This window comes from Arthrobacter sp. K5 (genome assembly GCF_040448525.1).
Lineage (GTDB): Bacteria > Actinomycetota > Actinomycetes > Actinomycetales > Micrococcaceae > Arthrobacter > Arthrobacter globiformis.
In genome coordinates this window covers 4,879,084-4,892,390 of the sequence record NZ_CP159279.1, presented here as the reverse complement: position 1 = coordinate 4,892,390, position 13,307 = coordinate 4,879,084, and the positions used below count along the sequence as shown (strand labels likewise).

9 protein-coding genes, 1 rRNA gene and 1 pseudogene are annotated in these 13,307 nt (G+C 65.9%); 2 read left to right on the top strand and 9 right to left on the bottom strand.

The features are described from left to right. Positions 1-440: 440 nt before the first annotated feature. The 6 genes from ABRP34_RS22255 to ABRP34_RS22230 form a co-directional block, all read right to left on the bottom strand. Positions 441-1,965, bottom strand: a 16S ribosomal RNA gene (locus ABRP34_RS22255). Positions 1,966-2,231: 266 nt separating this feature from the next. Then, on the bottom strand, positions 2,232-2,399 hold the full coding sequence (locus tag ABRP34_RS22250; protein ID WP_175304949.1) for a hypothetical protein: 168 nt from the start codon (positions 2,397-2,399) through the stop codon (positions 2,232-2,234). A gap of 64 nt (positions 2,400-2,463) precedes the next feature. Then, on the bottom strand, positions 2,464-3,777 hold the full coding sequence (gene tyrS, locus ABRP34_RS22245; protein WP_353711804.1) for a tyrosine--tRNA ligase: 1,314 nt from the start codon (positions 3,775-3,777) through the stop codon (positions 2,464-2,466). A 92-nt stretch (positions 3,778-3,869) separates the two neighbouring features. Beyond that, positions 3,870-6,098 carry an AAA family ATPase gene (locus ABRP34_RS22240; protein WP_353711803.1) on the bottom strand — a complete coding sequence of 743 codons (2,229 nt, stop codon included), beginning with the start codon at positions 6,096-6,098 and terminating at the stop codon, positions 3,870-3,872. Between the two features lie 173 nt (positions 6,099-6,271). Next, positions 6,272-6,829, bottom strand: coding sequence for an adenine phosphoribosyltransferase (locus tag ABRP34_RS22235; RefSeq protein ID WP_003798665.1), 558 nt, complete (start codon positions 6,827-6,829; stop codon positions 6,272-6,274). Between the two features lie 9 nt (positions 6,830-6,838). After that, on the bottom strand, positions 6,839-7,477 hold the full coding sequence (locus tag ABRP34_RS22230; protein ID WP_353711802.1) for a DNA-3-methyladenine glycosylase: 639 nt from the start codon (positions 7,475-7,477) through the stop codon (positions 6,839-6,841). Positions 7,478-7,588: 111 nt separating this feature from the next. Here ABRP34_RS22230 and ABRP34_RS22225 point away from each other — a divergent pair, with 111 nt between their 5' ends. Next, positions 7,589-9,229, top strand: a complete 1,641-nt coding sequence (locus ABRP34_RS22225; RefSeq protein ID WP_353711801.1) for an Ada metal-binding domain-containing protein — start codon at positions 7,589-7,591, stop codon at positions 9,227-9,229. Then, entirely contained in the window at positions 9,226-9,735 is a 510-nt protein-coding gene (locus tag ABRP34_RS22220; RefSeq protein ID WP_353711800.1) for a methylated-DNA--[protein]-cysteine S-methyltransferase, read from the top strand. Before ABRP34_RS22225 ends, ABRP34_RS22220 begins: the two co-directional genes overlap by 4 nt. 23 nt (positions 9,736-9,758) lie before the next feature. On the opposite strand, the pseudogene ABRP34_RS22215 reads toward ABRP34_RS22220, so the two are convergent. The 3 genes and pseudogenes from ABRP34_RS22215 to ABRP34_RS22205 all read right to left on the bottom strand — a co-directional run bounded on the left by ABRP34_RS22215 (position 9,759) and on the right by ABRP34_RS22205 (position 13,294). Continuing rightward, positions 9,759-10,533: pseudogene (locus ABRP34_RS22215) on the bottom strand (maleylpyruvate isomerase family mycothiol-dependent enzyme). Between the two features lie 109 nt (positions 10,534-10,642). Further along, entirely contained in the window at positions 10,643-12,082 is a 1,440-nt protein-coding gene (gene argH / locus ABRP34_RS22210) for an argininosuccinate lyase (protein WP_353711799.1), read from the bottom strand. A gap of 6 nt (positions 12,083-12,088) precedes the next feature. Next, positions 12,089-13,294, bottom strand: a complete 1,206-nt coding sequence (locus ABRP34_RS22205; protein ID WP_003798678.1) for an argininosuccinate synthase — start codon at positions 13,292-13,294, stop codon at positions 12,089-12,091. Positions 13,295-13,307: the final 13 nt, after the last annotated feature.

The following is a 13,307-nucleotide window of genomic DNA, read 5'->3' as shown; positions in this document are numbered from 1 at the left end:
TTCATATTCTTGGAAATTGCTTCTTATAAAAGATGCTCGCGTCCACTATGTAGTTCTCAAACAACAACCCCGTACCACACACCCCACACACAACCCCCCAAAGGGGCCAACGCGCATGACCGGTGCAGCCAGGAAACCAGAAACAAACAAGCCCCGGGAAAACACGGCCAAAAACCGCAGCCTCCCCGGCCCTGTTGCCTCAGGACCCAACAGTGTGCCAAACACTAAACCACGCATCCCCCACCCGCACCGTTCCAGGACAAACCCCCACAGGGAACCCATCCGTACTAAACACAGGAAAAAAACACGCGGCCGCTATCCGTTGATATTCCACCCATGAGCACCCGCCGCAGAACAAACGTCTGCGCAACGGGCCTTTACTCCTGACAACCCCTCCACACCCGCCTACACGGGCCGCAGAGACTGTAGGTGCTCCTTAGAAAGGAGGTGATCCAGCCGCACCTTCCGGTACGGCTACCTTGTTACGACTTAGTCCCAATCGCCAGTCCCACCTTCGACGGCTCCCTCCCACAAGGGGTTAGGCCACCGGCTTCGGGTGTTACCAACTTTCGTGACTTGACGGGCGGTGTGTACAAGGCCCGGGAACGTATTCACCGCAGCGTTGCTGATCTGCGATTACTAGCGACTCCGACTTCATGGGGTCGAGTTGCAGACCCCAATCCGAACTGAGACCGGCTTTTTGGGATTAGCTCCACCTCACAGTATCGCAACCCTTTGTACCGGCCATTGTAGCATGCGTGAAGCCCAAGACATAAGGGGCATGATGATTTGACGTCGTCCCCACCTTCCTCCGAGTTGACCCCGGCAGTCTCCCATGAGTCCCCGCCATTACGCGCTGGCAACATGGAACGAGGGTTGCGCTCGTTGCGGGACTTAACCCAACATCTCACGACACGAGCTGACGACAACCATGCACCACCTGTGAACCGGCCCCAAAAGGAGAAACCACATTTCTGCGGCGGTCCGGTCCATGTCAAGCCTTGGTAAGGTTCTTCGCGTTGCATCGAATTAATCCGCATGCTCCGCCGCTTGTGCGGGCCCCCGTCAATTCCTTTGAGTTTTAGCCTTGCGGCCGTACTCCCCAGGCGGGGCACTTAATGCGTTAGCTACGGCGCGGAAAACGTGGAATGTCCCCCACACCTAGTGCCCAACGTTTACGGCATGGACTACCAGGGTATCTAATCCTGTTCGCTCCCCATGCTTTCGCTCCTCAGCGTCAGTTAATGCCCAGAGACCTGCCTTCGCCATCGGTGTTCCTCCTGATATCTGCGCATTTCACCGCTACACCAGGAATTCCAGTCTCCCCTACATCACTCTAGTCTGCCCGTACCCACCGCAGATCCGGAGTTGAGCCCCGGACTTTCACGGCAGACGCGACAAACCGCCTACGAGCTCTTTACGCCCAATAATTCCGGATAACGCTTGCGCCCTACGTATTACCGCGGCTGCTGGCACGTAGTTAGCCGGCGCTTCTTCTGCAGGTACCGTCACTTTCGCTTCTTCCCTACTGAAAGAGGTTTACAACCCGAAGGCCGTCATCCCTCACGCGGCGTCGCTGCATCAGGCTTTCGCCCATTGTGCAATATTCCCCACTGCTGCCTCCCGTAGGAGTCTGGGCCGTGTCTCAGTCCCAGTGTGGCCGGTCACCCTCTCAGGCCGGCTACCCGTCGTCGCCTTGGTGAGCCATTACCTCACCAACAAGCTGATAGGCCGCGAGTCCATCCAAAACCACAAAAGCTTTCCACCCCCACCATGCGATGAGGAGTCATATCCGGTATTAGACCCAGTTTCCCAGGCTTATCCCAGAGTCAAGGGCAGGTTACTCACGTGTTACTCACCCGTTCGCCACTAATCCCCGGTGCAAGCACCGGATCATCGTTCGACTTGCATGTGTTAAGCACGCCGCCAGCGTTCATCCTGAGCCAGGATCAAACTCTCCGTTGAAGAAAAACAGACACAACCAACACCCCGGAAATAACAGGAACGAAGGCTGCACAAAATTTGAAACCAGCTAAAAACACCAGGCCACACCACGGGGGTGGGCAGCCCGGCACAATCAACCAATTCATAAAAAAATCGGTATCAACAAACTTGGCACACTATTGAGTTCTCAAACAACAGACACATTCGAATACTCACGAAATAATTCAAGAATTATCATCTCGAATTTGCCTTTTCGCTTTTCTTCGCTGCGATGTTTCCAGCTTATTTCATTCATTTTCACTTTGCAAATCCGGGTTATTTACCCGATATTCACCTCGTGGAATGAATCCACCCAGCACTAATGGAAGCTTTTCTTCATTCATGCTTGAAGTTGAAGAATTGCTTCTCAGTGAAGGGGGTTTGTCACCGCTCAGCGGCGGCGACTCAGAAGACATTACACGCTCCCCCGCGGCCGTGCAAATCGGCTGCGGAGGAGCGTGCATTTTGCCTGTTCCGGTGCTAGGCGCCGGACACCTGAACCGTGGCCAGGTTCTTCTTGCCCCGGCGAAGCAGCAGGTACTTGCCGTGCAGCAGCTGGGAAGGTGGGATCACCGCGTCAGGATCCGTGACCTTGGCGTTGTTGACGTAGGCACCGCCCTCTCCGACGACACGGCGTGCGGCGGACTTGCTGTCCGAGAGCCCCGAGGCAACCAGCAAGTCGATGATGCCGAGCCCGGTGTCGTCCACGGAAGCGGACGGCAGTTCTGCAGTTGCCGCGGCAAGCGTCTGCTCGTCCAGCACCGACAGGTCGCCGTTGCCGAAAACGGCCGCGGAAGCAGCAATGACCTTTTCGGTGGCTTCGGCTCCGTGGACCAGGGCCGTCACTTCGTAGGCGAGCTTCCGCTGGCCTTCGCGGGCGAACGGACGCTCGGCGACAGACAGGGCAATCTCGTCAATCTCGGCCCGGGTGAGGAAGGTGAACACCTTCAGCCGGTCCACGACATCTGCATCGGCGGTGTTAAGCCAGAACTGGTAGAAGGTGTACGGGCTGACCATTGCGGAATCCAGCCAGATGGCGTTGCCCTCGCTCTTGCCGAACTTGGTGCCGTCGGCGTTGGTGATGAGCGGAGTGCCCAGCGCATGGACCGTCTTGCCCTCCACCTTGCGGATGAGTTCGGTGCCGCTGGTGAGGTTGCCCCACTGGTCCGAACCGCCGGTCTGCAGCATGCAGCCGTAGTCGCGGTAGAGCTGGAGGTAGTCCATGCCCTGCAGGATCTGGTAGCTGAATTCCGTGTAGCTGATGCCTTCCTCGGAGCTGAGGCGTGAGGCCACAGCGTCCTTGCGGAGCATGGTGCCCACGCGGAAGTGCTTGCCGACCTCGCGAAGGAAGTCGATCGCGCTCAGCGGTGCGGTCCAGTCGAGGTTGTTGACCATCCGGGCTGCGTTGACGCCGTCGAAGCTGAGGAAGCGGCGGACCTGGGCCTGCAGGTAGCCGACCCACTCGGAAACGGTGTCCTTGGTATTCAGGGTGCGTTCCGCCGTCGGACGCGGATCGCCGATCAGCCCGGTGGAGCCGCCCACGAGACCGAGGGGCTTGTGGCCGGCCAGCTGGAGCCGCCTCATGAGCAGGAGCTGGACCAGGTTTCCCAGGTGGAGGCTCGGCGCCGTGGGGTCGAATCCGCAGTAATAAGTGACCGGTTCCCCGGCGAGGAGCTTTTCCAGTTCCACCTCGTCGGTGGATACGTGGACAAGGCCGCGCCATTTGAGCTCCTGCCAGATGTTGGCGAAGCTGGGGTCGTTCTGCTGGGATTCGAGGTCGTTTAGTTGTGACACGCCTTCTAAGTTAGCAGGGTCAGCGCCACCCGGACCCTCGGGGAGGGCAAGCGGGCGGGCCGGGCCGCGACGGCCGGGCCCGCCCGGAAACCTTAACGCTCGATGCCCGCCGGAACGTCCGCGGCCGCGATCAGCCGAAGCCGCTGGGTCGGGCGGGTCATGGCGACGTACAGATCGCCGACCCTGCCGTGCTCGTGGTTCAGCATGGCGCTCGGTTCAAGGACCACGACGCCGTCGAACTCAAGACCCTTGGCTTCCCGCGGGCTGATGACCACCACGTCCTGTTCGTAACTGCCGGCACCCGTGCCGAGCCGGGAACCATACTTCGCGCGCAGCGCGGCGGTGGCCTCCCGGAGCAGGTCCCCGTCGGCAATCACGGCGAGCAGACCGCCGTCGAGCGCTTCGAGCTCCTCGGGGAGGACCTCCACCAGCCGGCTCACGATGTCCGACTGCTCCACACGGTCGATAATCGGCGACCAGCGGCCCTCCCGGACCGCCTTCGGTGCGGAAACCACCAGGCCGGCGGCGTTGGCCATGCGTGCCGCCGCTTCGGCAATTTGCGACGGCGTGCGGTAGTTCACCGTGAGCTCCTCCAGCTGCCAGCGGTCGCCGAACATCGGGGCAAGGGCTCCCTGCCAGGACTTCGCGCCGGCCACGGAACTGGTCTGGGCGATATCCCCGACGATGGTGAAGGACTTGAGCGGGCAGCGGCGGACCAGGAGCCGCCACTGCATGGGCGAGAGTTCCTGTGCCTCGTCGACGACGATATGGCCGAACGCCCACGTGCGGTCGCTGGTGGCGCGCTCGGCTGCCGTCAGGCGCGCCTCGCGTTCCTCGTTCTGTTCAACGAGTTCCTCGGCGGACATCAGGACATCGACCCCGGCCGATTCCATGTTCACCAGGGTCTGCCGGGCGTTGGCCAGGGCGCGGGCCCGGTCCTGCTCCTGCTGGGCGAGGCCGCGGCCTGCCGCCGGATCCAGTTCACCGAGGAGTTCCGCAGCTTCGTCGAGCAGGGGTACGTCGGCCTCGGTCCAGGGGGCATCGGGGGCCCGCAGCAGGAGCTCGCGTTCCCTGGCATTGAACCCGGGGGTGCAGGCTTCGAGCAGGGCGGGCTTGCTGAGGAGTTCGTTCACCAGCTTCTCGGGCGTCATCGGCATCCAGCACAGGTTCAGCGCGATGCGCACGTCGCGGGACGTCCGCACGTCCTCGGCGAGGTACGAGCGGTCGGCGTTGTTGCCGATGTTGCCGGCCTCGACGAGTTCGGTCATCTGCTCGGTCAGCTCGCGGAGCAGGATCTTGACGAACGTCACGCGGGCCTCGTTGTGCGGCTTGCCGGTGGAGCGTGCGCGTTCACGTGCGCGCCGGACCTGGCGGGGCGTGAGGGTCAGCTTGCGGCCGTCGACTTCCAGGGTCCGGTTTTCGGCCGGAATGCGCTGCCGGTTGGCCACGGCGTTGGCAATGACCTCGGCCATTTCCAGCCGGCCCTTGATGGCGGCAACGTCCGCCTCCTGTTCCGGCACCGCATGGATGCCGGGCATGAGCCTGCCGAGGCTGGCCATGACCACGCCGGTCTCACCCAGCGACGGCAGGACGCGTTCGATGTACTTCATGAACGACGACGACGGGCCCACCAGCAGCACGCCGGCGGACTTGAGCCGGTCGCGGTGGGTGTACAGCAGATAGGCGGCACGGTGCAGGGCCACGGCGGTCTTGCCGGTGCCGGGCCCGCCCTGGACCACCAGGGCGCCGGAGATGGAGGACCGGATGATCCGGTCCTGCTCGGACTGGATGGTGCCCACGATGTCCGACATCCGGCCCGTGCGCTTGGAGTTCAGTGCGGCCAGCAAGGCGCCCTCGCCCTGCAGCGAGTCGGCGTCGGAAAGCATGTCGGCATCCAGGACGTCGTCCTCGATGGCCTTGACCTCGCGGCCCTGCAGGATCAGGTGCCGGCGCCGGCGCACGCCCTGCCGGTCAAACGCGGTGGCCTGGTAGAAGTGGCCGGCCTCCGGCGCGCGCCAGTCGACCATGAGCCGGACGAGGTCCTCGGTGGTGAGCCCGATGCGGCCGATGTACTGCGCTTCCCCGGAGTCCAGGTCCAGCCGCCCGAACACCAGGCGGTCGTCGACGGCGTCGAGCTGGGCGAGGCGGTCCTCGTACAGGGCCGCGAAAGCGTCGCGTTCGGAAACGTTCTGCATGGTGCCGACGGCTCCCGCGCGGCGCACCTGGGCCAGCTGGGCGCGCTTTTCCTCGCGCAATTCATCAAGCCGTGTGTACAGACCGGCTACGTAGTCCCGTTCGTGGGCCAAATCGGCGTCGAGCATCGTTCCCCTATCGCAAAAGACAGACCGTCCATTCTATAACCTTTTCGGCTGACGTGGCGGCTCTTGAGCTGCTTACAGCAGGTTATCTGACGGCGCGGCTTCGCCGCTCACCGACGAGGCTGCTGGTCAGAGCCTGGTAAGCCAGAGCCACGGCCGGCCCGCGGACCGCAACGTCAGAGTCGCAGCAGCGACCGCACACGGTGCCCGGCCAGCGCGGAGCGGCCGCGCAGCTCGCCGAGTTCCATCACCACGCCCACGCCCGACACGTGGACGCCGCAGCGCTCAAACAGGCGGGCGGCCGCCCCGAGGGTGCCGCCGGTGGCGAGGACGTCGTCCAGGATCAGCACCCGGCTGCCGCGGGCCAGGTCCGTGGTGTGAAGTTCCAGGGTGGCGTTGCCGTATTCCAGGGCGTAGTCCTCAGAGTAAACCTCGCGCGGCAGCTTCCCGGCCTTCCGCACTGTCACCACACCGGTGCCGGTGGCGTAGGCCGCGGCGGCGGCGAGCAGGAACCCCCGTGCCTCGACGCCTGCCACGGCGTCGAACTGCCCCTTGAACGGTTCCACGAGCGCGTCAACGACTGCCCGGAACGCGGTGCCGTCGGCGAAGACGGGCGTCAGGTCCTTGAAGGTGATTCCGGGCTTGGGGTAGTCCGGAACGGTCGCGCAGAGGCTGGTAATGAGTTCGTCCACGGGGACGGGCCTGCGGGCAGGGGCTTGTTCGCTGTGGTTCACCCGTCCAGCCTACGCCCGCGGCGGGCGCGCCTTCGCAGCCTTGTAACGGGACACGGTGGGGTCGCCCGTGAGCCAGAACCGCCACGGATAATCGTGCGTGCCGCCATGCCCGGCGACGCCGACCCGCGGCCCGGTGCTGACGTGGGCGGCGGGTGCCGGCGGCAGTGACAGGCCAAACGGAGGGCTCAGGGCATCCCGTCCGCTGTCCTCGGTGGTCAGTCCAAGTGCTGTGGCCAGCCGGGCCGGTCCGCTGGCGAGATCCTTGGCGGCTTTCGACGTCGGCCGCCGGGCAAGCGCGAGTTCGCGGCCGCCGACGATTTCCCCCGCGCGGAGCAAGACGGCCGAGGCGTGGCCGGCCGGACCACAGACGATGTTGGCGCAGTAGTGCATGCCATACGTGAAGTAGACGTAGAGGTGGCCGGCCGGGCCGAACATGGGCGCGTTCCTGCGGGTCGGGCCGCGGTACGTGTGGGAGCCGGGATCGGGGTGCAGCGAATCGACGGGACCCATGTAGGCCTCGAGTTCGGTGATCCGGACGGAAACGGGACCTTCCTCGCTCTCGTGGGTCAGGACAGCACCAAGCAGCAGCGGCGCTATTTCGCGGGCATCGCCGGACAGGAACTGCCGCACAGGGCCGCTGGTGGTCATGCCCCGACTCTACCGAAGCGTCTGTTGTCCGGACCTGGCCCGAAGAAGCCGTTCCACGGCCATGTCCGATTTCCGCTAGCACGGCCTCTTGGTGGCTGGCAGGATGGAGTCATGGACTTCTGGCAGCGCTACCGCGCCATCGACGCGCGGGACACCCGCTTCGACGGGCAGTTCTACACGGCGGTGCGGACCACGGGCATTTACTGCCGGCCGTCATGCCCGGCGAGGACGCCCAAGGCGGAGAACGTCACCTTCTATGAAACCTCCGCGGCCGCCCACGACGCCGGCTACCGCGCCTGCAAGCGCTGCCTGCCGGAGGCCGTGCCGGGCACGCCGGCCTGGAACCTCCGGTCGGATATCGCCGGCCGGGCCATGCGGCTGATCAACGACGGCGTGATCAACCGCGACGGCGTTGAGGGGCTCGCCTTGAGGCTGGGCTATTCGTCCCGCCAGCTGAACCGGATCCTCAGCCATGAACTCGGCGCCGGTCCCCTGTCCCTGGCCCGGGCCAGCAGGGCACAGACCGCGCGCACGCTGCTGGTGTCCACGGGGATGAAACTTGCGGACGTGGCCTTCGCCGCGGGTTTCAGCAGCGTCCGCCAGTTCAACGAGACCGTGGCCGAGGTGTTCGACATGACGCCGACCGCCCTGCGCAGCACCGCACGGCACCATCCGTCCGCCCGCGCAAGCACCTCACTCACCCTGGCTCTCCCCTACCGCGAGCCATTCGACCCCGGCGTGTTCAGTTTCCTTGCCGTCCGTGCCATCCCGGGAATCGAGGCCGGAACCGCAACGTCCTATGCCCGCACGCTGCAGCTACCGCACGGTGGCGCTCGGTTCAGCGTTGAGTACACCGGTGGTGCCACCGGAGCGGGTGGCACAGCGTTGGCCAACACAGCGGTGGGTGACACAGCGTCGGATAATTCAGTGAAGTACGACGGCGGGCCGCACCGGCGGCCGCTGATTCTCACCATCGGCGCGGTGGACCTCCGGGACCTGCCGGCCCTGCTGAGCAGAGTACGCCGGCTTTTTGACCTCGACGCTGATCCCGTCGCCATCGATGGCGCGCTCGGCGCCGACCCCCGGCTTTCGGCGTCCGTGGCGGCAGCGCCGGGGATCCGCCTGCCCGGCGCCCTGGATCCGCAGGAACTGCTGGTCCGGGCCATGGTCGGGCAGCAGATCACGGTCGCCGCCGCACGCACGGCCCTCACGCAGCTGGCCGAGGCCGGCAGCCCCAGCACTGCCGCAGGCGACGGACTTTCCCGGCTGTTCCCGACGCCGGCGCAGATCGCCGGAGCCGGCGCGGAACTGCTGCGCGGCCCGCGGCGCAGGATAGAGTCTCTGCTGGCCGTTGCCACGGCACTGGCCGAAAACAAGCTGGAGCTTGGCTACGGGGACGATCTTGCCGGCCTTTCCGCCAAGCTGCTGCCGCAGCCCGGCATCGGGCCGTGGACTGTGGGATATGTGGCCATGCGGGTCATCGGCGCGCCGGACATCTTCCTCGCCAACGACGCCGCGGTGCGCAACGGAATCCGGGCGCTGCCCGGCGGTACTGCCGGAAGTGGCGCTGCCGGAAGTGGCGCGGGGCCGTCGTCGGACGTGCCGTCGCCGGACTTCCGCGAAGTCAGCCCATGGCGTTCGTACGCCACCATGCATCTCTGGCGGGCAGCCGCGGCTGCATCCGCGAACCCCCGCCGCCCGCGGGGCGCAGACAATGAAAGCGACAGTGCCATGAAAGTGACCGCACAATGAAAGCCCAATTGCTCACCATGACCACGCCGGACGGGCCGTTCACCATCATCGCCCGCGACGGCGTGGTGCTCGCCTCCGGCTGGACGGCCGCCCCCCAGGACCTCACGGGCCAGATCCATCCTGAGCTCCTGCCGGACGCCTACGAAGCGGTGGAGCACCTCGGGCCGATTTCGGCCGCCGTGGACGCCTTCTACGCGGGCGATCCGGCTCCGGCCATGAGCGTGCCTGTCCTGCAGAAATCAGGCCCGTTCCGCGTCCACGCCTGGGACATGCTCCGCACCGTCAGCCCGGGGGCGCCGGTTACTTACACCGAATACGCGGAGCTGTCCGGCAACGCCAAGGCGGTCCGCGCCGCCGCCAGCGCCTGCGCCTTCAATGCGGCGGCGCTGTTCGTACCATGCCACCGCGTGGTCCGCACGGACGGCACCATGGGCGGCTTCCGCTGGGGCCTGCGGATCAAGGAAAGCCTGCTGGCCCGGGAAAAGCAGGGACTCGCCGCAGGTTGAGCTGCCGGGCCCTGGGTGGGCCGCTATTTCGCCGGAACCCCGGCGGGCCACGGCAGCAGTTCCGGCAGGTCCACGCCGTCAGCGGCGGCCGAGGCACGCAGGCTGCCGAGTGACGGTTCCCGTCCGGCGAGCCAGGCGGCGATGTCGGTGATCATTCCGCTGATGACCGTGGAGCGGCCGCCGGTCCCGATGGTCACGGGAGGCATGCCGAGCGGCTGCAGCACCAGTTTCTGGTCCTCGGGCACGCGCGCGGCGAGGAAGGAGAACAGGTGCTCACAGAATGGCCTGCTCCACGTTTCCGAGCCGCGGCCTGTGTTGAGGTCGGAGGCATGGATCACCAGCTCGCGCCAGAGCGCGAAGCCACCGTCCAGCACCACTCCCCGCGGTAGGAGATGGGCGCATGCCAGCTGCCGGCACCCGCCGCAGCAGCGTTCCCGGAAGCGGCACCCGCATCCGCCGCCAGCGAATCGAAGGCGCGCAGCGCCCGCTCCAGCGCTACGTTCAGATCCGCGCGGTGCTGTTCCAGGGCATGCCCGGCATTCATTTCGATGGCCTTCGTGCGGCCGTCATAGCCGCCGTCGTACAGTTCCACCATTTCCCCGCGTGCGGCGTATTCGAGCTGCCGGGCCATTGCGTTGGAGATGCCGGTGATGTGCGCGAGGACGTGTCCGCGGGTCCAGCCCGGGAGGGCCGAGGGGCCGGGACGTCGGCCTCGGTGAGTTTGGCTGCCAAGGAGGAAACGGCGTCGGCCGCTTTGTGGAGCTCAGCCAGCAAAGCGTCAGGTGTGATCGCGGTCATGCCGCAATCGTAGCGGAGTGTTATTTCATGTTAACGCAGGTAAGGGTCTCGACGGGCTCGACCACCGGTGGGCGAGCCGTCGAGACCCAAGGTCCCGGCACGTGAACTGCTAGCCCGCGTACTCGCGGACGCCGCTAAGCTCGCCTTCCAGCGCAGCAAGCTGGCGTTCGACGGCGGCCGGGGCCGTTCCGCCCTGCGAGTTCCGGCTGTTGAGGGAACCTTCCGTGCTGAGGACGCTGCGGACCTCCGGGGTGAGGTGCTCCGAAATGGCGGCATACTCCTCATCCGTCAGGTCCCACAGCTCCACGCCGCGGCTTTCAGCCTGCTTCACGGCCGCGCCGGAGAGCTCGTGCGCTTCGCGGAAGGGAACGCCCTGGCGGACCAGCCACTCGGCGATGTCCGTGGCCAGCGCGAAGCCCTGCGGGGCCAGCGCTTCCATCCGGTCCGCATTGAACTTGAGCGTGGCGATCATCCCCGAAACGGCCGGCAGCAGCAGCTCCAGCGTGTCGGCGGCGTCGAACACCGGCTCCTTGTCCTCCTGCAGGTCCCGGTTGTACGCGAGCGGCAGACCCTTCAGCGTGGCCAGCAGGCCGGTGAGGTTGCCGATCAGGCGGCCGGCCTTGCCTCGGGCCAGCTCAGCCACGTCCGGGTTCTTCTTCTGCGGCATGATGGACGATCCCGTGGAGTAGGAATCGTGCAGCGTGACGAAGGAGAACTCCTTGGTGGCCCAGAAGATGACTTCCTCCGAGATGCGTGAGAGGTCCACGCCGATCATGGAGCACACCCACGCGAACTCGGCGAAGACGTCGCGGGATGCGGTGCCGTCGATCGAGTTGTGGACAGCGGAGAAGAAGCCAAGGTCCGCGGCAACTGCCTCGGGGTCAAGGCCCAGCGACGAGCCGGCGAGGGCGCCTGAGCCGTACGGCGAAACGCCGGCGCGCTTGTCCCAGTCCTGCAGCCGCTGCACATCGCGCAGCAGCGCCAGTGCGTGGGCCAGGAGGTGGTGGCTGAGCAGGACAGGCTGGGCGTGCTGCAGGTGAGTGCGGCCGGGCATGGCGACGCCCTGGTGCGCCTTCGCCTGCTCCACCAGCGCGTCGATGGTGGCGAGCACGCCGCGGGCGATGATCCGGGCGTGGTCGCGCAGGAACATGCGGCCCAGGGTGGCCACCTGGTCGTTGCGGGAACGCCCCGCCCGGAGCTTGCCGCCCAGCTGGGTCCCGGCCCGCTCGATCAGCCCGCGCTCCAGGGAACCGTGCACGTCCTCGTCGGACTCCGCCGGCAGGTACGCGCCCGAGGCGACGTCCGCATCCAGCTGGTCCAGGGCTGCGAGCATGCCTTCGAGTTCGGCGTCGTCCAGCAGCCCGGCCTTGTGCAGCACGCGGGCGTGCGCCTTGGAGCCGGCGATGTCGTAGCGGGCCAGCCGCCAGTCAAAGTGCGTGGACTTGCTCAGCGCCGCGAGGGCATCCGCGGGGCCGCCGGCGAACCGGCCGCCCCACAGTGCACCTGTGTTTGTCGCTTCGGTCTTCGAGGTTTCGACAGGCTCAACCAACGATTTTTACTTTCCTGCGACGCGGATGTCGCGGCCGGAGGCAACCTTGGCGGACATGCCCCACAGCTCGATGAAGCCGCGCGCCATGGACTGGTCGAACGTGTCGCCGGTGTCGTAGGTGGCGAGCTCGAAGTCGTAGAGCGAGGTCTCGGAGCGGCGTCCGTTGACGATCGCCTGGCCGCCGTGCAGCACCATGCGGATGTCGCCGGTCACGTACTTCTGGGTGTCCTCGATGAAGGCGTCCAGGGAGCGCTTCAGCGGGGAGAACCACTGGCCGTCGTAGACCAGTTCGGCCCACCGCTGGCCAACGGTGGCCTTGAAGCGCGCCTGCTCACGCTCGATGGTGATGTCCTCAAGGTGCTTGTGCGCGGTGATCAGCGCCATGGCTCCCGGGGCTTCGTAGATTTCGCGGGACTTGATGCCGACCAGGCGGTCCTCGACGACGTCGATCCGGCCCACGCCCTGTGCACCGGCGCGGCGGTTCAGTTCCTTGATGGCCTGCAGTGGGGTGACCCTGACGCCGTCGATCGCTACCGGAACGCCTGCTTCGAAGGAGATGGTGACCTCGTCCGGTGCCGGCGGGAATTCCGGCGTGGCGGTGTAGTCGTAGATGTCCTTGGTGGGGGCGTTCCAGATGTCCTCGAGGTAGCCGGTTTCGACGGCGCGTCCCCAGACGTTCTGGTCGATCGAGTACGGGTTCTTCTTGGTGGTCTCGATCGGCAATCCCTTTTCCTCGGCAAAGGCGATGGCCTTGTCGCGGGTCAGGGCGAGGTCGCGGACCGGGGCGATGCACTTCAGGTCCGGGCCGAGGGTCTGGATGCCCACTTCGAAGCGGACCTGGTCGTTGCCCTTGCCGGTGCAGCCGTGGGCCACGGTGGTGGCTCCGAATTCGCGGGCGGCCTTGACCAGGTGCTTGACGATGACCGGGCGGGAGATGGCGGAGACCAGCGGGTAGTGGCCCTGGTAGAGGGCGTTGGCCTTCAGCGTGGGCACGCAGTATTCGTTGGCGAACTCGTCGCTCGCGTCCGCCACGTAGGCCTCGACGGCGCCGCAGCCGAGGGCGCGCTGGCGGATGGTCTCCAGCGATTCGCCGCCCTGTCCGACGTCGACCGCCACGGCGATGACCTCGGCGCCGGTGGCTTCACCGATCCAGCCGATGGCTACGGAAGTATCCAGGCCACCGGAGTAGGCCAGAACAATACGCTCAGTCACGGAATATGCTCCT